20 protein-coding genes and 1 tRNA gene are annotated in these 20,358 nt (G+C 61.2%); 14 read left to right on the forward strand and 7 right to left on the reverse strand.

Annotated features, from left to right (window positions below; genetic code table 11):
- The first annotated feature begins 65 nt into the window (after nt 1-65).
- Complete coding sequence (gene rlmB, locus ACSSVY_RS04120) at nt 66-842, forward strand: 23S rRNA (guanosine(2251)-2'-O)-methyltransferase RlmB (protein WP_454268155.1); 777 nt, start codon at nt 66-68, stop codon at nt 840-842.
- Here rlmB and ACSSVY_RS04125 read toward each other — a convergent pair.
- Together ACSSVY_RS04125 and ACSSVY_RS04130 are read right to left on the reverse strand one after the other, a co-directional pair.
- Nucleotides 824-1,717 (reverse strand): hypothetical protein, encoded by an 894-nt coding sequence (locus tag ACSSVY_RS04125; RefSeq protein ID WP_454268156.1) that lies wholly within the window; start codon nt 1,715-1,717, stop codon nt 824-826. The two genes, rlmB and ACSSVY_RS04125, sit on opposite strands and share 19 nt — an antisense overlap.
- Nucleotides 1,718-1,790: 73 nt before the next feature.
- Nucleotides 1,791-2,558, reverse strand: a complete 768-nt coding sequence (locus tag ACSSVY_RS04130) for a methyltransferase (protein WP_454268157.1) — start codon at nt 2,556-2,558, stop codon at nt 1,791-1,793.
- 186 nt (nt 2,559-2,744) lie between these two features.
- On the opposite strand from ACSSVY_RS04130, the gene ACSSVY_RS04135 reads away from it, so the two are divergent.
- The 3 genes from ACSSVY_RS04135 (at nt 2,745) to ACSSVY_RS04145 (ending at nt 5,101) form a co-directional block, all read left to right on the forward strand.
- Nucleotides 2,745-2,818, forward strand: a tRNA-Gly gene (locus ACSSVY_RS04135).
- Nucleotides 2,819-2,918: 100 nt separating this feature from the next.
- A complete protein-coding gene (locus ACSSVY_RS04140; protein WP_454268158.1) occupies nt 2,919-4,715 on the forward strand; it encodes an ABC transporter transmembrane domain-containing protein in 1,797 nt (598 codons plus the stop codon).
- A gap of 74 nt (nt 4,716-4,789) precedes the next feature.
- Nucleotides 4,790-5,101 carry an ETC complex I subunit gene (locus ACSSVY_RS04145; protein ID WP_009819558.1) on the forward strand — a complete coding sequence of 104 codons (312 nt, stop codon included), beginning with the start codon at nt 4,790-4,792 and terminating at the stop codon, nt 5,099-5,101.
- Between the two features lie 111 nt (nt 5,102-5,212).
- On the opposite strand, the gene ACSSVY_RS04150 is transcribed toward ACSSVY_RS04145, so the two are convergent.
- The 4 genes from ACSSVY_RS04150 to ccmI form a co-directional block, all read right to left on the reverse strand.
- Nucleotides 5,213-5,455 (reverse strand): hypothetical protein, encoded by a 243-nt coding sequence (locus tag ACSSVY_RS04150; protein ID WP_454268159.1) that lies wholly within the window; start codon nt 5,453-5,455, stop codon nt 5,213-5,215.
- A gap of 147 nt (nt 5,456-5,602) precedes the next feature.
- The gene (locus ACSSVY_RS04155; RefSeq protein ID WP_454268160.1) at nt 5,603-5,839 is read right to left on the reverse strand and encodes a DUF1289 domain-containing protein; all 237 of its coding nucleotides are present in this window, start codon (nt 5,837-5,839) and stop codon (nt 5,603-5,605) included.
- Nucleotides 5,829-6,311, reverse strand: coding sequence for a Holliday junction resolvase RuvX (gene ruvX, locus ACSSVY_RS04160; protein WP_454268161.1), 483 nt, complete (start codon nt 6,309-6,311; stop codon nt 5,829-5,831). The genes ACSSVY_RS04155 and ruvX overlap by 11 nt, the downstream gene beginning before the upstream one ends.
- Nucleotides 6,308-7,540: a c-type cytochrome biogenesis protein CcmI gene (gene ccmI / locus ACSSVY_RS04165; RefSeq protein WP_454268162.1), complete on the reverse strand. Its 1,233-nt coding sequence runs from the start codon at nt 7,538-7,540 to the stop codon at nt 6,308-6,310. The genes ruvX and ccmI overlap by 4 nt, the downstream gene beginning before the upstream one ends.
- Before the next feature lie 214 nt (nt 7,541-7,754).
- On the opposite strand from ccmI, the gene ACSSVY_RS04170 reads away from it, so the two are divergent.
- The 6 genes from ACSSVY_RS04170 (at nt 7,755) to rarD (ending at nt 14,989) form a co-directional block, all read left to right on the forward strand.
- On the forward strand, nt 7,755-8,999 hold the full coding sequence (locus tag ACSSVY_RS04170; RefSeq protein ID WP_454268163.1) for a sarcosine oxidase subunit beta family protein: 1,245 nt from the start codon (nt 7,755-7,757) through the stop codon (nt 8,997-8,999).
- Nucleotides 9,000-9,013: 14 nt separating this feature from the next.
- The gene (locus ACSSVY_RS04175) at nt 9,014-9,343 is read left to right on the forward strand and encodes a sarcosine oxidase subunit delta (RefSeq protein WP_454268164.1); all 330 of its coding nucleotides are present in this window, start codon (nt 9,014-9,016) and stop codon (nt 9,341-9,343) included.
- A gap of 62 nt (nt 9,344-9,405) precedes the next feature.
- Nucleotides 9,406-12,417: a sarcosine oxidase subunit alpha family protein gene (locus ACSSVY_RS04180; RefSeq protein ID WP_454268165.1), complete on the forward strand. Its 3,012-nt coding sequence runs from the start codon at nt 9,406-9,408 to the stop codon at nt 12,415-12,417.
- Complete coding sequence (locus ACSSVY_RS04185; protein WP_454268166.1) at nt 12,410-12,979, forward strand: sarcosine oxidase subunit gamma; 570 nt, start codon at nt 12,410-12,412, stop codon at nt 12,977-12,979. The genes ACSSVY_RS04180 and ACSSVY_RS04185 overlap by 8 nt, the downstream gene beginning before the upstream one ends.
- Before the next feature lie 107 nt (nt 12,980-13,086).
- Nucleotides 13,087-13,686 (forward strand): superoxide dismutase, encoded by a 600-nt coding sequence (locus tag ACSSVY_RS04190; protein WP_009819567.1) that lies wholly within the window; start codon nt 13,087-13,089, stop codon nt 13,684-13,686.
- Between the two features lie 406 nt (nt 13,687-14,092).
- A complete protein-coding gene (gene rarD, locus ACSSVY_RS04195) occupies nt 14,093-14,989 on the forward strand; it encodes an EamA family transporter RarD (protein ID WP_454268167.1) in 897 nt (298 codons plus the stop codon).
- On the opposite strand, the gene ACSSVY_RS04200 is transcribed toward rarD, so the two are convergent.
- Nucleotides 14,950-15,501 carry an LOG family protein gene (locus tag ACSSVY_RS04200; RefSeq protein WP_454268168.1) on the reverse strand — a complete coding sequence of 184 codons (552 nt, stop codon included), beginning with the start codon at nt 15,499-15,501 and terminating at the stop codon, nt 14,950-14,952. The genes rarD and ACSSVY_RS04200 overlap by 40 nt on opposite strands.
- Before the next feature lie 102 nt (nt 15,502-15,603).
- Between ACSSVY_RS04200 and ACSSVY_RS04205 the strand changes: the two genes are divergently transcribed.
- The 4 genes from ACSSVY_RS04205 to ACSSVY_RS04220 all read left to right on the forward strand — a co-directional run bounded on the left by ACSSVY_RS04205 (nt 15,604) and on the right by ACSSVY_RS04220 (nt 20,353).
- Nucleotides 15,604-16,707 (forward strand): LysM peptidoglycan-binding domain-containing protein, encoded by a 1,104-nt coding sequence (locus tag ACSSVY_RS04205; RefSeq protein ID WP_454268169.1) that lies wholly within the window; start codon nt 15,604-15,606, stop codon nt 16,705-16,707.
- A gap of 64 nt (nt 16,708-16,771) precedes the next feature.
- Entirely contained in the window at nt 16,772-18,592 is a 1,821-nt protein-coding gene (locus ACSSVY_RS04210; RefSeq protein ID WP_454268170.1) for an ABCB family ABC transporter ATP-binding protein/permease, read from the forward strand.
- A gap of 170 nt (nt 18,593-18,762) precedes the next feature.
- Nucleotides 18,763-19,347 (forward strand): HNH endonuclease, encoded by a 585-nt coding sequence (locus tag ACSSVY_RS04215; protein WP_454268171.1) that lies wholly within the window; start codon nt 18,763-18,765, stop codon nt 19,345-19,347.
- A 118-nt stretch (nt 19,348-19,465) separates the two neighbouring features.
- Nucleotides 19,466-20,353, forward strand: a complete 888-nt coding sequence (locus ACSSVY_RS04220; protein WP_454268172.1) for a LysR family transcriptional regulator — start codon at nt 19,466-19,468, stop codon at nt 20,351-20,353.
- The last annotated feature ends 5 nt before the right edge of the window (nt 20,354-20,358 follow it).

Here is a 20,358-nt window from a genome sequence, read left to right on the forward strand (position 1 = left end):
AATCGCTTGCAAGCCATGCCTGCCCGTCGCATTGTCGCGGGCCGGAAAAGAGGGGCCTTATAGCCATGAAAAAACCCCGTTGGGTGATCGACAAGGAACAGGCCAAACGGGCGTCGGCCGCTGAGACCGTGTGGCTTTTTGGGCTGCACGCGGTGCGCGACGCGCTGGAGAATCCATCCCGTGAAAAGCTGCGCCTGATCGTCACAAAGAATGCCGCGGACAAGCTGGAGGCGGCGATTGCCGCAAGCGCGATCACCCCCGAAGAGGTCGATCCACGCAAATTCAACGCGCCGCTTGATCCCGGCTCCGTGCATCAGGGGGCAGCGCTCGAGGTTAAGCCGCTTGATTGGGGGCCAATGGCCGAGGTCTGTCTTGGCGACGGGCGCACCGCTCCGCGTGTGGTGCTCCTCGACCGGGTGACGGACCCGCATAACGTCGGCGCGATCCTGCGCTCCGCTGAGGTGTTCGGCGCGCGGGCGGTCATCGCCCCCCGCCACCACGCCGCCCCCGAGACCGGGGCGCTCGCCAAGACCGCCAGCGGCGCGCTGGAGCGGCAACCCTACCTCAGGGTGCGTAATCTGGCGGACGCCATCATCGAGTTGCAGGCGATGGGGTATCTGGTGCTGGGGCTCGCCGGTGAGGCAGAGATGACCATTGAGGCGGCGATGGAGGGCAAGCGTGACCGACCTGTGGCGCTTGTTCTTGGGGCCGAGGGGCCGGGCCTTCGAGAGCGGACGCGCGAGGTCTGCGATGCGCTGGTGCGGATCGAGTTCGCCAGCGATTTCGGCTCGCTCAACGTGTCGAACGCGGCCGCCGTGGCGCTCTACGCCGCACGCGCCTGAGGCAGGGCGGCGGCATCCTCAAAGGCAATGAGGAACCGCCCCTTGATCATCCAACTGAGGCCAAAGGCACAGAGCCCGAGCGCTTCACACAGAAAGGTCAGGCGCAGGCTGTCCCACAGCGCTTGGATGCTTTGGGCGATCCCGACGGGCAGAATTACCTCTAGCAGCGCCGCTTTGACCACCAACACCCCCACGACGGCAAAGATGATCCGCCCAAGCATGCGATACCACCGATTGCGCAGGTCCTTGCGGTTGCCAGCAAGTCGCGCGGTGGTCGTATTCTCGCGGGTAAAGACGAAAGTCGAGAAATACCCCAACACGAGAAACATCACCCCCGCCGCGCCGAAATGCATCATCTGTAGCGCGGTGGGCACATCCGGGCCGATAGCGGCAAAACTGGCCCAGAAATCATAGCTGATCGTGCCGTCGACCGTGCCGCCCGGCGGGTGGAACCCTTCTGAGCCGCTGGCCTTGGTCAGGAACACGCGCGCCACCTCGCCGGTATAGGCACAGCCAGAGCCCGTTGTGGGCACAAAGGCCACGATAACCGCAGCCACCCCGGCGAGCTTGAGCAGCGCCACATCATACCAATGCCAGCCCAGACAGCCCTCGCGCCCCGGCGCGCGAAAGCTGTAAAAGAACATCAGCAAGAGGCCGATAAAACTCAGCGCGCCCACGAGGATATCCCCGCCGATACGGCTGAAATAATAATGGCTGATCGAGGCGTTGAAACAGGTGTTGGTCAGGATCGACACCAGCCCAAGCGACACCGGCAGGCCAAGCGCCACATAACCCACACCAAGATTGATGCGGCGCAGGTCGATATCGAACGGCAGATCACGCAAGTCAGGGAGCGGGTCGTTTGTATCGGGCATCGGGCGTGTCCTCTGTCTGTCAGCCAAGACCAGACTAGCGCAGGACCCCCGCTATCTGAAACGCTTTCACGCCTCAGGCCGCGTCTTCCGCGCCGTCCGCCTCCGGCGCGGTCCAACGATTGACATAATCGGATTGATAGACCTTATCCGCCGATCTGGTCGAGCGTTTCGGCTTGCGCACGGCATAGTCGAGGATGATCCCGCCCTCGGCCAGAGATCCCGACAGGCGCGGACGCTTGCCGGTCACATTGGGATTAGTGGTCGTCACCACCTTGCGGGCATGGGCGGGTTTGATCGGTTGCAGCGCGCAATGGAGCACCTCATAGCCCAGCGTTGCCTCCCAGAAGCCATACACCATCTCGGGGTTGATCTGGTAAAAGGAATGGTTGACCCAATTGTTGCACGGGCTATGCCCGATCAGCACGCCACCGGGTTTCAGCATCTTGTGGATATTGCGATAGGCGGTGGGCAGATCAAAGATATGCTCACAGGTGCCGCCGTCATAAATCACGTCGAATTTGCGTTCCAGTTTCTTTGGCAGGTCCGCACTCAGATCCTGAATGATGCTCGCTTTCTCGAAGTCCGAGAAATCCATCGAGTCAACCGACTCAAACCCCAGTTTTCCAAAGAAGCCTTCCGAATAGGTCTCGCCCTCGGGGATGAGATCGGTCTCGCTCACGCCCGGCATATGGTCCGCCATCACCTGAGTGAACACCCGCGACGACGCGCCGCGCCGCGATCCGATCCATCGCTGCCGCCCCAGCATCAGAAACTTGCCGCCCAGATCGTGGCTCTTGACTGTTTCGATCAGTCGGGCGGCGAGGGTGTCGGGAATGGCCATATGTCTGCTCTCTGAAAATCCGGCCCATGTGGCCGGTCCTGTATGGGGACCGACGTGATGCGGCCTTGAGCGCACTCTGGCGCTTTTGCGGCGTGGGATCAAGCGGGCGGGGGCGTGCGCGCAGTGCAGACCAATGCCCGGATGGTCTTGACCCTCGCGCGCGGCTCAACTAATTACGCCCCAAGTGCGGGCGTTGTGTAATGGTAAGACCCTTGCCTTCCAAGCAAGAGACGCGGGTTCGATTCCCGCCGCCCGCTCCATTTTGATCCCAGCGAATATGCCCTGCGGCTGATCTGTCCCCTTGACCCGGACGTCAACGCCCGCCAAGAACCGTTGCCAAATGGTGAGGAATTAAGACCGATGGTGCGCAGAGCCGAAAACGGCGCTGATCTGCTGGATCGCGAGAAATCGAAACGTGTGGGCGCGCTGGCCGAATTGTGGCCTTTCCTGCGCCCCTACCGGCGCTTGTTGGCCGCAGCCATACTGGCCCTGGTGGTTACGGCCAGCGTCGCGCTGATGTTGCCCTTGGCGGTGCGCCGTGTGGTGGACAATTTCAATGCGGAAAACGGAGCCATCCTTGATCAGTATTTCGGTGCTGCGCTGTTCTTCGCGGCGCTGTTGGCGGTTGGAACGGGTCTTCGATATCTCTTGGTCACACGGTTGGGCGAGCGTGTCGTGGCCGACATCCGCAAGGGCGTGTTCGATCGGGTGATCGGCATGAGCCCCGCCTTTTTCGAGAAACTCATGACCGGCGAGGTGCTGAGCCGCATCACGACGGACACCACGCTCATTCTCTCGGTGATCGGCTCATCCATTTCCATCGCCCTGCGCAATCTGCTCATCCTTGTGGGCGGCATGGGGCTGATGCTGCTGACCTCGGCCAAGCTGACCGGCCTCGTCCTGCTCATCGTGCCGCTGGTCATCGTGCCCATTCTGACCCTCGGACGGCGGATGCGCGTGCTCAGCCGCGAGAATCAGGACTGGATTGCCAATAGCTCCGGCAATGCCTCCGAGGCGCTCCTGTCGGTGCAGACCGTGCAGGCCTTTACCCATGAAGGCGAGACCCGCGCGCGCTTTGCCGATGTGACCGAGCGCAGCCACGACGCCGCGCGCCGCCGGGTGAACACCCGTGCCTTGATGACGGTGATCGTGATCTTTCTCGTCTTTACCGGCATTGTCGGTGTGCTCTGGATCGGCGCGCGCGATGTGCGCGCCGGCGAAATGACCGCAGGCAGTCTCGTGCAATTCGTGATCTATGCGGTGATGGTCGCAGGCGCTGTGGCAGCACTCTCGGAGATCTGGGGCGAGTTGCAGCGCGCGGCCGGGGCGACAGAGCGTCTGGTCGAGTTGCTGCAAGCCGAAGACCCGGTGCGCGATCCTGCCCGCCCTGTGGCTGTGCCGCGCCCAGTGCGGGGCGAGATTGCCTTTGAGGATGTGCAATTCACCTATCCGTCGCGGCCCGGCATCGCGGCCCTGGATCATGTGAGCCTGACGATCCGCCCCGGCGAGACCGTGGCCCTTGTCGGTCCCTCGGGCGCGGGCAAGACCAGCGTTATTCAACTGATCCAGCGATTCTATGACCCGGACGCGGGGCGCATCACGCTGGATGGCGTGCCCTTGTCCGATATGGCACGGCACGAGTTCCGCCGGGATCTGGCACTGGTGCCACAAGACCCGGTGATCTTTGCCGCTTCGGCGCGCGAGAATATCCGTTTCGGACGGCTCGACGCCACCGATGCCGAGATCGAGGCCGCAGCGCGTGCGGCGGCCGCGCATGATTTCATCTCGGCCTTGCCCGACGGGTATGACACCTATGTGGGCGAGCGCGGTGTCATGCTCTCGGGCGGACAAAAGCAACGGATCGCTATCGCCCGCGCCATCCTGCGCGACGCGGCGGTGCTGCTCTTGGACGAGGCCACAAGCGCGCTCGATGCCGAAAGCGAGCGCGCCGTGCAGCGCGCGGTCGAGACGATGGCCCGCACGCGGACCACGATCATCGTGGCGCATCGGTTGGCGACAGTGAAAAAGGCCGATCGCATTCTGGTCATGGATCAGGGCCGGATCGTGGCGCAGGGCACGCATGACAGTCTGGTGGCTGAAAACGGTCTCTATGCCCGGCTCGCGCGCCTGCAATTCACCGACGGCGAGGCCGCCTGAGCGCGGCTATTCGCCTCTTGCCGCGCCCAGCCCGATTTGGGATAAGACCTTAGCGATCAATCACGGAGAGCCACATGCCCGCACGCATCTACAAACCGGCCCGAAACGCCATGCAATCCGGCACCGCCAAGACGCGGCATTGGGTGCTGGAATTTGTGTCCGAGACGGCGCGTGAGGTTGATCCGCTGATGGGCTGGACCTCCAACGCGGATACGCAGGCGCAGGTCAGACTGCGGTTCGAGTCCAAGGAAGCGGCGCTGCAATATGCCAAGGATCAAGGCATCGACGCCGTGGTTCAGGAACCGCACGCCCGCAAACCCAATATCCGCCCCGGTGGCTATGGCGACAACTTCGCCACGAGCCGCCGTCAGGTCTGGACGCATTAGAGCACGCAACACCGCGCGCCTCTGCGAGATTTGGTCACGAAATTCTCTTCGAAACAAAAACGCCCCAGAGATCTCCGGGGCGTTTTCTAATCCATAACTCGGGGGTAGCGATCAGGCGGCGCGGAAAAAATCCGAACGCTCTGCCAGATCGGCAACCAATGTTTCGCGCTTCAGACCCAGTTTGGTCAGCTTTGCATCGCTTGCCACAGACAGGATTTCAACGTCATGGGCAAAGCGGTTTGCAGCGACCACGGACTGGAAAAACCCGTCGATCAATCGCAGCGGCGCAAGCGCCAGGCGGGCGAAATTCCCGAGAGCCGGTGCCGAAACAGTGCTGTGGGACGAATAAGCCATGGCTGAACTCTCCTGAGGATGCCGAATGAATATGCCGCGTATGCAGCATAAATATACTGCGGTGCAGCAATTTTCCATACCACAGTATGCAACCCCGCTCTGCGCGGGCGGCATGGCTCGGGACGTATCTGTCTGATACTGGCCGGATCAGACGCGGCCCATGCGCCCCGCGCGCCCACCCCGACGTTTGCGCAGCAATCCGGCGCGGTCGGGCAGGGCCTCCATGATCTCGCGCCGCTCGTCAGGTGACATCTTGGTCCATCGGGTGATTTCGTCGATCGAGCGCAGGCATCCCGTGCAGACCCGCGCCTCTGGATGCACCACACAGATCTTGACGCAGGGGCTCTCGACCTCTTTTCGCACCCATGGGCTTTCATCTGTCATGCTCAGCCCTCATATGGCTCATCCGGTCCAACACCCCTTGCAGGATATAGGCCGCCGCAATGTTGTCGATCACCTGCATGCGACGCTTTCGTGTCGCATCCGCCTCGAGAAGCGCTCTTTCGGCCGCCACCGTCGACAAACGCTCGTCCCAATAGCCGATGGGCGCGTCCGTCAAACGCGACAGATTGCGGGCAAAGGCGCGGGTGGATTGGGCGCGCGGCCCTTCACTCCCGTCCATGTTCCGCGGCAGGCCAAGAATGATCCCGCCCACGTCGCGCCCCGTCATGATGTCGAACAAGCGCGCGGCATCCGCCGTGAACTTCACCCGCTTGACGGTTTCATGCGGGCTCGCCACCGACCAGAGCCGATCCGACAGCGCCACGCCAATCGTCTTGGTCCCAAGATCGAGACCCATGATCGCACGACCGCGCGGCAACGCCCCGGCAAAACCCGCAATCTCCTCAAAGATCATTCCGCCACACCCGCAGCGTTCGCCGCTGCCCGCACCAACGCCAGCCGCTCCGGCTCATCGGCAAAGACCGCCTGCGCCTCGGCCCAGATCTCTTGCGCCTTGTCTTGCTCACCCAGCACGCCATACGCACTGATCAGCCGCGCCCAATCCTGTTCGGTGCCGCCTTGCGTGGCCAATCGCTCCGCCAATCCCGCCACCATGCCCCGGATCATCTCTTGCTGTGCCTCGGGGTCCATGTCTTGGGCGGCGGCGATATCCGCTGCGGTCGGCCCCGGCGCACCCTCCTCGGGGGGCAGCGTATAGCGCACCCCGGCGCGCGCCGCCAAGTCCTCGATCTGCGCCCGGATTGCGGGCACCCAAGGGGCCTCCGGCGTGCTCTCATCGAGCAGCGCCTCCCACAGCCGGAACGCCGCATCGGGTCGGTCCACCTGCATCATGTAGAGCCCAAGATAGAATCGCGCGGACGGTTCGCGCCCGTCCTTCTCCAGCGCGGCACGCAGCACCTGTTCAGCCTCGGACGAGACATAGCCGCCGCTTGCGTTGATCATCAGATCCGCCAGCATCGCATGATCGGCCGCCGTGGCCGTCGCACCCTTGACGGCAATCAACCGCTGCTGCGCCGTGCGCGCGGCGACCATATTGCCAAGCGCGGCCTCGCTGCGCACCAGAAAGCGCAGGCCTTGTTGATCTTCGGGTCGCTCCGCCACCGTCTTGCGCAACTGCTCGATCAGCTTGAGATAGTCCTCACTCGTGCCCTCGGGCACGCCGGTCTCGCCGGGACCAAACCGCTCTTCCGCCGCCGCCTGATCCAGCCGCGTCGCCCGCGCCGCGTCCGAGGCCGCAATCCGAGCCGCCATCGGCAAATCCTCATAGCCCGGCGCGCCGACCCGGTCATAGATCACCACGCCACCGCCCGTGATCACCGCCACGATCACCCCGGCCATGACCATGCCTGCGCCGCGCGGCTGCCCGCCGCTCTCGCCACCCTGACGCAGTTGCGCATCCGCCGCCAACACCTTGCGCGAAATCTCCGAGCGCAGCCGCTCGGCATCCTCAGGCGCAATCACACCGCGCGCAGTGTCGCGTTCGATTTCCTTCAACTGGTCGCGGTAGACCTGCAAGTCATAGGCCGCAGGCGGCGCGTCGCCCACCCGCCCGCGCAGCAGGACAAGGCCCAGCACAGCCCCCACGCCAATCGCCAAACCCGCAACGATGATCCAGAAACCCATGTCTTTTCCTTCTGTGTTGTCCTCATGTAACCGCCCGCGCGCCCGGAAAAAAGGCCCAAGCGGTCACATCGCCGCGCCCAGCCCGCGCCCCGATGTCGCAATGTCGCTATTGATACCGTTTCCGCCGCCCGGAGTATCCTTTCAACCTGCCGCCTGACGCATTACGGTGTCACTCGCATCCAAGCCCGAATCCAGCCAACTCCAGAGAGCGCGCATGAAACACTATTCCGCCTTTGCCGTCGCCCGAGAGGCGCTCCGCCATCACATGGGATGGGAGCGGGCATGGGCCTCGCCCGAGCCGAAAAAGAAATATGATGTCATCATCGTAGGCGCGGGCGGTCATGGTCTGGCCACCGCCTATTACCTCGGTAAGAACTTCGGCATCACCAATGTCGCCGTGCTGGAAAAGGGCTGGTTGGGCGGCGGCAACACGGGCCGCAACACCACCATCATCCGCTCGAACTACCTCCAGGACCCCTCGGCCGCGATCTACGAGAAATCGCGCAGCCTTTATGAGACGCTGAGCCAGGATCTCAACTACAACATCATGTTCTCCCCTCGTGGCCTGATCATGCTGGCCCAGACCGAACACGAGGTGCGCGGCTATCAGCGCACGGCCCATGCCAACGCGCTGCAAGGGGTTTCGACCGAATTCATCTCGCCCGCCCGCGTCAAAGAGATTGTCCCGATCATCAATCTCGACGGTCCCCGCTATCCCGTCTTGGGCGGTCTCTATCAGGCGCGCGGTGGCACGGCGCGCCACGATGCGGTCGCTTGGGGCTATGCCCGCGCCTGTTCCGCCATGGGCATGCACATCCTGCAAAAATGCGAAGTCACCGGCATCTCCCGCGAGAATGGCCGCGTGACGGGTGTCACCACCAATCGCGGCGACATCGGCTGCGACAAACTCGGCATCGTTGTGGCCGGTCACTCCGGCCACCTCGCCGATATGGCGGGCTTCCGCCTGCCCATCGAATCCGTCGCCCTTCAGGCGCTGGTGTCGGAACCGATCAAGCCCTGCATGGATTGCGTCGTCATGGCCAACACCGTGCACGGCTACATGAGCCAATCCGACAAGGGCGAGATGGTCATCGGCGGCGGCACCGACGGCTATAACAACTACACGCAGCGCGGCTCCTTCCACCATATCGAGGAAACCGTCCGCGCCCTGATCGAGACCTTCCCGATGGTCGCCCGCCTCAAGATGCTGCGCCAATGGGGCGGCATCGTGGATGTGACGGGGGACCGCTCGCCGATCCTGTCGAAAACCCCCGTTGATGGCATCTTCATCAACTGCGGCTGGGGCACCGGCGGTTTCAAGGCCATCCCCGGCTCCGGCTGGGGCTTTGCCGAACTGATGGCCAAAGGCCATTCCCCGCTCTGCGACGAATTCGGCCTCGACCGCTTCTATCAGGGCCGGTTTATTGATGAATCCGTCGCCGCTGGCGTTGCCCACTAAGGAGGACTTGACCCATGCTGATCCTCACCTGCCCCTGCTGCGGCGTTTCGGGCGAAGAGACGGAATTCCACCAAGGCGGCGAGGCGCATCTCAAGCGTTTCGGCCCCGGCTCTGCGGACGATGATTTCCACACCTATATGTTCGCCAAGGAAAACCCAAAGGGCGCGCATTTCGAACGCTGGCGGCATAACAACGGCTGCGGCAAGTGGTTCATCATGGCCCGCGATACCGTAACGCTCGAGGTCTACGGCACCTATCCCGCCCAGACCCATGAGCCGCCACAGCATATCCGCGATGCGATCACCGCCAAACGCCCCGGCTGGACATGGCGCGACTTCGCATGAGCCTTCACCGTTCCGAAAATACTCACAACACGACGCCCGCACCGGGCACGAGGGTTTAAGACATGAGCACGCGTCTGGCCAAGGGTGGCCGCCTCCTCGACAAGGGCCGCGCCCTTCACTTCACCTTCAACGGCAAGCGCCTCAAGGGCCATGCCGGCGATACGCTCGCCTCGGCCCTTCTGGCCAATGATCAGATGCTGGTCGGGCGCTCGTTCAAATACCACCGCCCGCGCGGCATCGTGGCCTCTGGCGCCGAAGAACCCAACGCGCTCGTCCACTTGGGCGAGGACACGCGCATGGAGCCCAACCAGCGCGTCACCACGACCGAGCTTTTCGACGGTCTGACCTGCACCTCGCAAAACCACTGGCCGAGCCTTGAGTATGACATCGGCGCGATCAACACGCATCTCGCGCGCTTCCTGCCTGCGGGCTTTTACTACAAGATGTTCATCCACCCGCGCCCCTTCTGGAAACATGTCTACGAGCCGTTCATCCGCCAGTCTGCTGGCTTGGGCAAGGCCTCCAACCCCGGCGACCCCGACCGGTATGAGCATTTCTATTTCTTCTGCGACGTGGCCGTGATCGGCGGCGGCGTGGCCGGTCTTCAATCCGCGCTCGCGGCGGCAGAGGCTGGTGCCAAGGTTCTCCTGATGGAGCAAACCGCCCATTGGGGCGGCCGCGCGCCGGTCGATGGCGGCGAGATTGATGGCCAGCCTGCCGAGGATTGGATCACCGCCACCATCGCCAAACTGCGCGACATGCCCAATGTCACCCTGCGCCTGCGCTGCATGGGGGCAGGGGTCTATGACCACGGCTATCTCTTGGGCTACGAGCGCGTCAGCGATCACACCCCCGGTGCCAATGCCCCCCGCCACCGCCTCTGGCGCATCCGCGCAGGCCAGATCATCACTGCCACCGGCGCGATTGAACGCCCGCTCAGCTTTGCAGGCAATGACATCCCCGGCGTCATGCTGGCCTCGGCCATCCGCGACTATGCGGTCAATTTCGGTGTCTCCATCGGCGACCGCACCGTGGTTGTCACCAACAACGATGACGCCTACCGCACCGCGATCACGCTCAAGAAATTCGGGCTTGAAATCCCCGCCATCCTCGACGCCCGCCAATCTGGCGGCGGCGCTCTGGCGGCAGAGGCCCGCAGCTTGGGCATCCGGGTTGAGAATGGCAAGGGCATCGCAAAGGTCAAAGGCGGCAAGCGCGTGACAGGTGTCGCCATCTGCGCCCAGGCGGGCGAAGGCGCGGTGCTGGAAGAGATCAAATGCGACGCCGTCGCCATGTCCGGCGGCTGGTCGCCCGTGGTCCATCTCTGGTCCCATTGCGGCGGAAAACTCCTCTGGGATGCGGCACAGGCGCATTTCCGCCCCGACCCCGCCAACCCCCCGCGCGGCGCGCAGGGCGAGGCGTTTGTGGTCGTCGCAGGCTCGGCCAACGGCTATCTTGATCTGGCGGCCACGCTCACCGACGCCGACACCGCAGGTAAAACGGCGGCCAAGGCCACCGGCCACAAACCCAAATCCACCAAGGCCCCGACCGCCAGTGCCACCGACGAGGCGGCGCTTGAGGCGGTCTGGCTCATGCCCCAAGGGGCTAATATCAAGCTGCGGATGAAATCCTGGCTCGATTACCAGAACGATGTAAAGGTCTCTGACGTCCAACTCGCCGCCCGCGAAGGCTACGAATCGGTTGAGCACGCCAAGCGCTATACCACCCTCGGCATGGCCACCGATCAGGGCAAGCTCAGCAATATCAACGGCTTGGCAATCCTCTCGGATGCGCTCGGCCAACCCATCCCACAGACTGGCACCACCACCTTCCGCCCGCCCTATACGCCGATTTCCCTCTCGGCTATCGCAGGGGCGGCGCGCGGCCCGGTGTTCCAACCGATCCGCAAAACCCCGATCCACGGCTGGCACGAGGCCAACAATGCCCATTTCGAACCTGTCGGCCAGTGGCGCCGCCCCTATTGCTTCCCCAAGGGCGAGGAAACCCACCGCGACGCCGTGACCCGCGAGATCAACCAGACGCGGGGGCGCCTCGGCCTGCTCGATGCCTCCACTCTGGGTAAGATCATCGTCAAGGGACCGGACGCCGGTAAATTCCTCGACATGCTCTACACCAATGTGATGAGCACCCTGAAACCCGGCAAATGCCGCTATGGCCTCATGTGCAATGAAAACGGCTTCCTGATGGATGACGGCGTCGTTGCCCGCATCGACGAGGATACCTTCCTCTGCCACACCACCACCGGCGGCGCTGAATCGATCCATGGGCATATGGAGGATTGGCTGCAATGCGAATGGTGGGACTGGAAGGTCTACACCGCCAACGTCACCGAGCAATATGCCCAAATCGCCGTCGTCGGCCCCAAGGCCCGCGAAACGCTGGCGAAACTGACCGACGCCGACCTCAGCAACGAGGCACTTCCCTTCATGGGTTGGGCCGATCTCACGCTGGCCGGCATGCCGGTGCGCGCCTATCGCATCTCCTTCTCGGGGGAACTCAGCTATGAATTGGCCGTTCCCGCCAGCCTTGGCCGCGCCCTCTGGGATGCGCTCTTGGAGGCCGGGGCAGAACATGGCGTCACCCCCTATGGCACCGAAGGCCTGCACGTCATGCGCGCCGAAAAGGGCTTCATCATGATTGGCGATGAAACCGACGGCACCGTGATCCCCCAGGATTTGGGCATGGGCTGGGCGATTTCCAAGAAGAAAGACGACTACTTGGGCAAACGCGCGCAGGAACGCAGCCATATGGCCGATCCCAACCGCTGGAAACTGGTTGGTCTGGAAACGCTCGACGGCTCGGTCCTGCCCGATGGCGCCTATGCCACAGCCTCCGGCCACAATGCCAACGGCCAACGCAACACCCAAGGCCGCGTGACCTCGACCTATTACTCGCCCACCCTCGGGCGCGGGATTGCCATGGGTCTGGTCCATAACGGCCCCGACCGCATGGGCGATGTGCTCGATTTCCCAAAGGTGGACGGCGGTATCATCAAGGCCAAGATCGTCGATCCGATTTTCTTCGACAAGGACGGGGAGAAACAGAATGTCTAACGCCGTGACAGCCCTCAACGGGGCCAATTATCAGGGCCTCGCCACCATCGCGGATCAGGGCCTCACGGGCATGATTACCCTGCGCAGCGATCTCGCCAGCGCCGGGATCAAGGCGGCGGTCAAATCCGCCACCGGCCTCGACGTGCCCGCCCAGCGTCAGGCGCTGATGGGGCAGGGCACCGCCGCCCTCTGGATGTCGCCCGACGAACTCCTGCTCCTCTGCCCCTATGCCGAGGTCGGCGAGCGGATCGCCGCCCTCGAGAAGGCACTCAAGGGTCAGCATTTCCTCGCCGCCAATGTCTCGGACGCGCGCACCTTCCTGCGTATTTCCGGCAAGGGCGCGCGCGAGGTGCTGGCCAAGCTCTGCCCGGTCGATCTTTCGCCCGAGGGCTTCAAACCCGGCATGTTCCGCCGCACCCGCATGGCGCAGGTGCCTGCCGCCGTCTGGCTCGACGAGACGGGCACGTTCCATCTCATCTGCTTCCGGTCGGTTGCGGACTATGCCTTTGAGCTGCTCAAGGTCTCTGCCCAGCCCGGTGGCGAGGTCGGTCTTTACGTCTGATCCGTCAATCCTGACTGAAAAACTCTGGCCACGGGGTTGACCTTTGCGCAATCCGGCCACCATGTAGGGGGCATCCGATATGACTGCAAACGAACAAGGGGGCCCAAATGGCTTTTGAACTTCCCGACCTTCCCTATGCCCATGACGCGCTCGCCGCTCATGGCATGTCCGCCGAAACGCTCGAATATCACCACGACCTGCACCACAAGGCCTATGTCGACAACGGCAACAAGCTGATTGCCGGCACCGAATGGGATGGCAAGTCGCTGGAAGAGATCATCACCGGCACCTATGATAAATCCGCCGTGGCGCAATCGGGTATCTTCAATAACATCAGCCAGCTCTGGAACCACAACCAGTTCTGGGAAATGATGAGCCCGACCAAGACCGGCATGCCCGGAGCCTTGGAAAAGGCGATCACCGAGAGCTTTGGTTCGGTCGACAAATTCAAAGAGGCGTTCTCCGCCGCTGGCGCCGGTCAGTTCGGTTCTGGTTGGGCATGGCTCGTCAAGGACAAGGATGGCAGCCTCAAGGTCACCAAGACCGAGAATGGCGTCAACCCGCTTTGCTTTGGCCAGACCGCCCTTCTGGGGTGTGACGTGTGGGAGCATTCCTACTACATCGACTTCCGCAACAAGCGCCCGGCCTATCTGACCAACTTCCTCGACAACCTCGTCAACTGGGAAAACGTCGCCTCGCGGATGTGATCGACCTTCTGACTTACGTCAAAGCCCCCCACCTCTGTCGTGGGGGGCTTTTTCGTGTCCCATCCTGCGCGAAGTGCACCGAAGGTGCCGCGCGGATCGCGCCCGCGGTGTTAACCGTTTCTCAACATCCCGCTGAATTTAGGGCGTGTTGCGCTCAATCGAAACATACCCGTCCCGGGCTCGACCCGGGACCTCGCAGAGGCAGCGCAGAGGCCCCGGCTCGGGGGCCAGGGCGATGTGAACCTGATCAGACGCATCGTGCTCAAGACCCACGCCGCGCAAACCGAAATCTGCCGCCAGACCTTACAAAATCACCTTACAAACCTTACAGACCTTAAGGTTTGCCCTTGCCCCCACCGGCCACATGCGGCAGCACTCGGGCAACGGATCTGAAGGACGACATCACATGCGCGAGGCGACCAAAGGTATTCTGGCGATGGTCGCCACCTGCACGGTCTGGGGGCTGTCGGGCATCTATTACAAGCTGCTCGATCATATTCCCCCCATCGAAATTCTGGCCCACCGGACCCTTTGGTCATGCATCTTCTTCTCGCTTGTCCTTTTGATACAGGGGAGAATTTCCGTTCTGGGTCAAGCGCTTGGCGCGCGGCGCTCGGTGTTCCTGATCGGTTTTGCGGCGCTGATGATCTCGACCAACTGGTTCGTTTTCATCACCTCGATCCAGATCGGCAAGGCGGTTGAAGCGTCGCTCGGCTATTACATTTTTCCCCTGGTGGCGGTGCTCTTGGGGGCCATCGCCTTTCGCGAACGCCTTGGAAAGGCTCAACTTTTCGCCGTGGCCCTTGCCGCGACGGCGGTCATCACCCTGACCATCGGCCTTGGCGTCCCACCTTGGATCGCGCTCATACTGGCCACCAGCTTTGGCTTTTATGGTCTTGTTAAAAAAGGGCTTTCCGTCGGTCCCGTAGTTTCGGTCACAGCCGAGGTGCTGCTTCTCTCGCCCATCGCCTTGGGGGTTTTGTGGTGGTTTCACTCAGACGGGCATGGTGCTTTTGGCAGCAATTGGCACGACAGCCTGCTTCTGGCCTTCTCCGGCATCCTCACCGCGTCCCCGCTCATCATGTTCAGTTACGCGACAAAACGCATCACACTGGCCACCGTGGGGCTGGTGCAGTACCTGAACCCCAGCCTGCAATTCCTTGTTGCAACGGTATTATTTCGTGAAGTCTTCAGCTTCTGGCATGCCATCGCCTTTGGCATGATCTGGACCGCCTTGGCGATTTACACCACCGCCAGCCTGCGTCAGGACAGGGCCGCACGCAGGGCGATCCTCAAATCCTGAACAGTATCAACAGCTTGTACAAAGGATTTCACCGTATCTTCGGCAAAGCCTTGGGCGACGACATGATCCAGAATCTGCACGAGCGGTGCCCAGTATCCTTCTGTATTTAATAGAAAAATAGGTTTTTGGTGAAGGCCAAGCTGCCGCCATGTCAGAACTTCAAAAAACTCATCCAACGATCCCGCGCCACCGGGCAGGACCACGATCGCGTCCGAGTTCATATACATCACCTTCTTGCGTTCATGCATAGTCTCGGTCACAACATATTGTGTCAGATCCCGCTTGCCCACTTCCCAAGCCACCAGATGCGCGGGAATGACGCCAAAGGTTTCCCCGCCCGCCGCCTGCGCCGCCCGCGCCGTGGCCCCCATCAAGCCAACATCCCCCGCACCATACACCAGCCGCCAGCCGTTTTCGGCCAACATCTGGCCTGTCCCGGATGCATCCTCCATATATCTTGGATTCTTCCCGGCGCGTGCGCCGCAAAAGACACAGACGGAACGCGGTGGCATGAAATCACTCCGGGCTGATACAGGGTTGTTTTGACCCGTGATAGCCTTGTTGCTATTCTTGAGCAACCTGACATAATGTTGGGGCATGGGGATGTAAGAAAGATGAGCAATTTCGGCGGTTTAGGTTCTGGATCGGCGATGGGTCTTGGCGGGTTGGCCGTTCTAGGCGCGGTGATTGCGGCACTTTATTTCCGGGCACAGCCCGACCCAGAGCGGTTACCGATCCCTAGTGTTGAAACCGCGCAAGCTCCGCTCCCGACCGCACCCGACTCCCTCGTAACCCCCCCAATGCCCGCCCCACCGGCGATCGACACTTTTCGTCTGGAGCCCAACGGTCAGATGATCATCGCCGGTCAGGCAGAGCCGGGATGGAATGTGTCCATTATGCTGGACGACGTGAACATGGGCTTTGTACTCCCTGATAATGCAGGGAAATTCGTCCAGTTCCTCGATCTCCCCCCAAGCTCCTCGCCGCGTGTTCTGACGCTGAAGATGCGCTCTGACCCCTCTGGCCAGGAAATCGCCTCACAAGACGAGATTATCATAGCACCCACCCCAGAGGTTGCGCCGGACATCTCTGCCAACCCCGCCGTCACGCCAATGCCCGCGCCGCAACCTGTCGCTGTCGACGCAACATCCTCCCCGCAACTGAGCGAGACCGACAGCTCGCAAACCGTTCTCCTGACCGACGAAACCGGCGTGCGCGTCTTGCAAACACCGTCCTCCGATGCCTCACCCGATGTGATGGCGAACGTTGCTCTGGACGCGATCACATATTCTTCCGATGGCGAGGTCGAGCTGTCTGGGCGTGCGCAAGGTACTGGATTTGTTCGAATTTATCTCAACAATGATCCGGTCACCACGTCGCAGGTCACGCCCGAAGGCGAATGGACCACGGCATTGCCAGAGGTTGATACGGGCGTCTACACCCTGCGTGTCGACGAGGTCGACGCTGAAGGAGTTGTCACGTCGAGAGTTGAAACCCCGTTCAAGCGCGAGGATCAACGCGTCTTGGCCGAGGCTCAAACCGCAGATATCCGTTCCATCCGCGCGGTCACGGTGCAACCCGGCTCTACCCTCTGGGCAATTTCGCGAGAGACTTATGGCGAGGGGCTGCTCTATGTCCGGGTCTATGAGGCCAACCGCGACCGCATTCGCGATCCGGACCTGATCTATCCGGGGCACGTCTTTACCCTGCCACGCTAGAGCAGACTGGCAATCCTTGTGGCTCAGAGCTATCTCTGAGACAAGTGATTGAAAAGGCTAGCTCATGCGTCACGCCAGCATTACCACTTCAGACGCGCCCGCCAATGGCTGGCGCACAGTCAGGCGCGTCGCCCCCTATCTCTGGCCCGCAGATCAGCCGTGGGTTAAGCGCCGCGTTGTCCTTGCGCTGATCGCCCTTTTGGTCGCGAAACTGATTGGTGTCGGCACACCATTTTTCTACAAGGCAGCGGTCGATATGCTGGCGGGTGAGGGGCAATCCGCAGCTTGGATGCTGGGTGCAGGTGCCGTTGGTCTAACGGTTGCCTATGGCATGGCGCGACTGATGACAGTTGGCTTTCAACAACTCCGTGACGTGATTTTCGCGCGCGTTGCACAGCGTGCCCTCCGCGCGCTTGCACTGCAAACTTTTCAACATATTCACGCGATGTCAATGCGTTACCACATCACCCGCAAGACCGGTGGTCTCAGCCGGATCATTGAGCGCGGGGTCAAGGGTGTGGAGTTTCTGCTGCGGTTCCTCCTGTTCTCGATAGGTCCATTGGCGTTGGAACTGTTGCTGATCGGCGTGGTTCTCGCGGTCGTCTTTGACATCTGGTATCTGGTCGTGGTCATGGCAGTGATCGGAACCTATATCGCCTTTACCTTCAAGGTAACCGAGTGGCGGGTGCGTCTGCGCAAAGAGATGAACGATCAGGACACCGACGCCAATCAAAAGGCGATCGACAGTCTGCTCAATTTTGAAACGGTCAAGTATTTCGGAGCAGAGGGGCGCGAGGCCAGCCGATATGATGCCGCCATGGCCGGGTATGAGCGAGCTGCGCTCCAGACCTCCTATTCGCTGGCATTTCTCAATTTTGGTCAATCCCTGATCATCACGGGTGGGTTGGTCATCGTGATGGTGATGGCGGCAATCGGCGTGCAATCCGGACAGATGACCGTTGGCGATTTCGTCATGGTCAATGCCTATATGGTGCAGATCACGATGCCACTCAACTTCTTGGGGACGGTCTATCGCGAAATACGGCAGGCTTTGGTTGATATGGCTGAAATGTTCGATTTGTTAGAGCAAAATCCAGATGTAAAGGATAAGTCTGACGCAGATGTTCTAAAAGTGAATTTGGCATCTGTTCGATTGGAAGGCATTGATTTTGGATATGACGCAAACCGGCCCATTCTCAGAGGCGTGACGCTTGATGTGCCAGCCGGGAAGACTGTCGCAGTCGTTGGACCTTCGGGCTCGGGCAAGTCGACCATTGGACGCTTGCTCTTTCGCTTCTACGATGTTCAGGCGGGGCGTGTGCTGATCGACGGTCGAGATGTGCGTGACGTGACCCAAGAAAGCCTGCATGCGGCGATCGGCGTTGTTCCTCAAGATACGGTGCTTTTCAACGATACAATCGGCTATAATATTGGCTACGGGCGGGCCGGTGCCACGCAGTCAGAGATAGAGGACGCCGCGCGCGCCGCTCAAATCCATGATTTCATTGCCAGTTTACCTGAAGGATATGCCACGCAGGTAGGCGAGAGAGGCCTGAAACTTTCGGGCGGCGAAAAGCAGCGCGTCGGCATTGCGCGCACTTTGCTCAAAAATCCACCGATCCTGCTTCTGGACGAGGCGACCAGTGCACTCGACACCCAAACTGAGCGGGATATCCAAGGGGCCTTGGCCCTTGCGGCAGAGGGGCGCACGGTCATCATGATTGCGCACAGGTTGTCCACTGTGGCCAACGCAGATAAAATTGTCGTTTTGGATCAAGGTGTTGTGGTTGAGCAGGGAACACATTCCGATCTTCTGGCGCGGCAGGGACGGTACGCGGCGCTCTGGCAACGGCAGGCGCGCGAAGAGGAAGAAGAGGCAGCTTGAACGGGTTGTCATAGGACAGTTACTTTGCCCCTTTAGAAATCCGTTCATCGAGCGCTACATATCGGACTTGTCAGGTTGCAATCGCGATATATAGTGGATTCAGGACGGGGTCAGGTGCCCGCTCTGGCACCTAGACCCCTGACGACCGGGGTGAGAGGATAGTCAGTCAGATGGACGGCGATTTCAGGACAGAATTTGTAAGAGAACCCGCAGCGTTGCGGCATTACCCGGCGCTTGTGCTGAATGCCGATTACCGCCCGCTGTCATATTATCCGCTGTCGCTCTGGACATGGCAGGAAGCTATCAAAGCAGCATGGTCTGACCGGGTTGATATTGTCGCAGAATACGACCAGTGGGTCAGAAGCCCGAGTACAGCGATACGCATCCCTTCGGTCATCGTCCTCAAAGATTACGTAAAACCCCAAAAGCGCGTGGCTTTCACGCGCTTTAATTTATTCTTGCGGGACGAATTCATGTGTCAGTACTGCGGTGGCAGGGGGGACCTGACCTTTGATCATGTTGTGCCGCGCGCGTCGGGTGGGGTCACAAGCTGGGAGAACGTCGTCGCGGCCTGTAGTCCCTGCAATTTGCGCAAAGGGTCCAAAAGCCTACGCCAATCCGGTCTGAGCCTGCGCAAACCACCCCGTACGCCGGAAGCGGAGCAGTTGCGGAATCAAGGGCGGAAATTTCCTCCGAACCATCTGCATGACAGCTGGCTCGATTTTCTATATTGGGATGCTGAACTGGAGGCCTAAGGCCCGGTTGCCTCAATGTGTCGCCGATGAGTTTTCTAGCTTGAACATCCGGGGTTGATTTACCGGATATATTCCTATTCCGTATCAGATACTCAATATCTCATAGGATTGATCTATCATGTTGGACAAGCTGGAGATGTTCATTGCTGTCGCGAAAGAGGGTCATTTTGGCCGTGCGGCGGTTAGCATCGGGATCACACAACCGTCGCTCTCGGCGGGGATCAAACAGCTTGAGGAACAGTTGGGCGTGCAGCTCATTTTTCGCGGCTCACGCTACGGCGGTCTCACTCCAGAGGGGCAGGCGACGCTGGTTTGGGCACGGCGAATCGTCGGCGACGCCCGGCAATTGCGTGAAGAAATGCGCGCCAAACGACATGGCTTGTCTGGTCAACTGCGTATCGCGGCAATCCCGACGGCGCTGACATGGGCGGCGCGGCTCTGTCATAGGTTCAACGCCAAACACCCCAAGGTACGCTTTACCATTCTGTCGCGCACCTCGGTCGAGATCCTGAGCATGCTGGACAATCTCGATATCGACGCCGGTATTTCCTATCTGGACAACGAGCCGATGGGTCGGGTCAGCACCGAGCCCCTTTATGAGGAACGCTATATGCTGGTTTGCGCGGAGACTGCGCACTTTGCCACGCGCGACGCCGTCGGCTGGGAGGAACTGGCGGGTGAACAACTTTGCCTGCTCACCCCAGATATGCAGAACCGCAGGATCATCAACCGCAACTTTGCTGCCGTCGATGTGACGCCAGAAGCCTGGATTGAATCGAACTCTACCGTGGTCCTGATGGCGACCGTAGAAACCGGCGGATGGATGACGGTCCTCCCCGAAGATGCCGCCCGGTTTCATGCCCATGGCAAACCTCTGAAACTCATCCCACTCTCAGGTCCCGAACCTGCCCATTCTGTCGGTTTGGTCGCCCCATACCGCGAACCGCACACACCCGTCTTGGAAAGCCTCCTGCGCGAGGCGCGTCGATTAGGGGCCGATAGTTGATAGAA

The organism is Roseovarius sp. MBR-51 (assembly GCF_053628575.1).

What these genes read in the sequence shown, in the direction of transcription:
- ACSSVY_RS04130 (WP_454268157.1), bottom strand. Translation starts at nt 2,558, where the DNA reads ATGGCCATTCCCGACACCCTCGCCGCCCGACTGATCGAAACAGTCAAG.
- rlmB (WP_454268155.1), top strand. Translation starts at nt 66, where the DNA reads ATGAAAAAACCCCGTTGGGTGATCGACAAGGAACAGGCCAAACGGGCG.
- ACSSVY_RS04190 (WP_009819567.1), top strand. Translation starts at nt 13,087, where the DNA reads ATGGCTTTTGAACTTCCCGACCTTCCCTATGCCCATGACGCGCTCGCC.
- ACSSVY_RS04220 (WP_454268172.1), top strand. Translation starts at nt 19,466, where the DNA reads ATGTTGGACAAGCTGGAGATGTTCATTGCTGTCGCGAAAGAGGGTCAT.
- ACSSVY_RS04145 (WP_009819558.1), top strand. Translation starts at nt 4,790, where the DNA reads ATGCCCGCACGCATCTACAAACCGGCCCGAAACGCCATGCAATCCGGC.
- ACSSVY_RS04210 (WP_454268170.1), top strand. Translation starts at nt 16,772, where the DNA reads ATGCGTCACGCCAGCATTACCACTTCAGACGCGCCCGCCAATGGCTGG.
- ACSSVY_RS04215 (WP_454268171.1), top strand. Translation starts at nt 18,763, where the DNA reads ATGGACGGCGATTTCAGGACAGAATTTGTAAGAGAACCCGCAGCGTTG.
- ACSSVY_RS04185 (WP_454268166.1), top strand. Translation starts at nt 12,410, where the DNA reads ATGTCTAACGCCGTGACAGCCCTCAACGGGGCCAATTATCAGGGCCTC.
- ACSSVY_RS04125 (WP_454268156.1), bottom strand. Translation starts at nt 1,717, where the DNA reads ATGCCCGATACAAACGACCCGCTCCCTGACTTGCGTGATCTGCCGTTC.
- ACSSVY_RS04140 (WP_454268158.1), top strand. Translation starts at nt 2,919, where the DNA reads ATGGTGCGCAGAGCCGAAAACGGCGCTGATCTGCTGGATCGCGAGAAA.
- ccmI (WP_454268162.1), bottom strand. Translation starts at nt 7,540, where the DNA reads ATGGGTTTCTGGATCATCGTTGCGGGTTTGGCGATTGGCGTGGGGGCT.
- ACSSVY_RS04200 (WP_454268168.1), bottom strand. Translation starts at nt 15,501, where the DNA reads ATGCCACCGCGTTCCGTCTGTGTCTTTTGCGGCGCACGCGCCGGGAAG.
- ACSSVY_RS04150 (WP_454268159.1), bottom strand. Translation starts at nt 5,455, where the DNA reads ATGGCTTATTCGTCCCACAGCACTGTTTCGGCACCGGCTCTCGGGAAT.
- ACSSVY_RS04180 (WP_454268165.1), top strand. Translation starts at nt 9,406, where the DNA reads ATGAGCACGCGTCTGGCCAAGGGTGGCCGCCTCCTCGACAAGGGCCGC.
- ACSSVY_RS04175 (WP_454268164.1), top strand. Translation starts at nt 9,014, where the DNA reads ATGCTGATCCTCACCTGCCCCTGCTGCGGCGTTTCGGGCGAAGAGACG.
- rarD (WP_454268167.1), top strand. Translation starts at nt 14,093, where the DNA reads ATGCGCGAGGCGACCAAAGGTATTCTGGCGATGGTCGCCACCTGCACG.
- ACSSVY_RS04155 (WP_454268160.1), bottom strand. Translation starts at nt 5,839, where the DNA reads ATGACAGATGAAAGCCCATGGGTGCGAAAAGAGGTCGAGAGCCCCTGC.
- ruvX (WP_454268161.1), bottom strand. Translation starts at nt 6,311, where the DNA reads ATGATCTTTGAGGAGATTGCGGGTTTTGCCGGGGCGTTGCCGCGCGGT.
- ACSSVY_RS04170 (WP_454268163.1), top strand. Translation starts at nt 7,755, where the DNA reads ATGAAACACTATTCCGCCTTTGCCGTCGCCCGAGAGGCGCTCCGCCAT.
- ACSSVY_RS04205 (WP_454268169.1), top strand. Translation starts at nt 15,604, where the DNA reads ATGAGCAATTTCGGCGGTTTAGGTTCTGGATCGGCGATGGGTCTTGGC.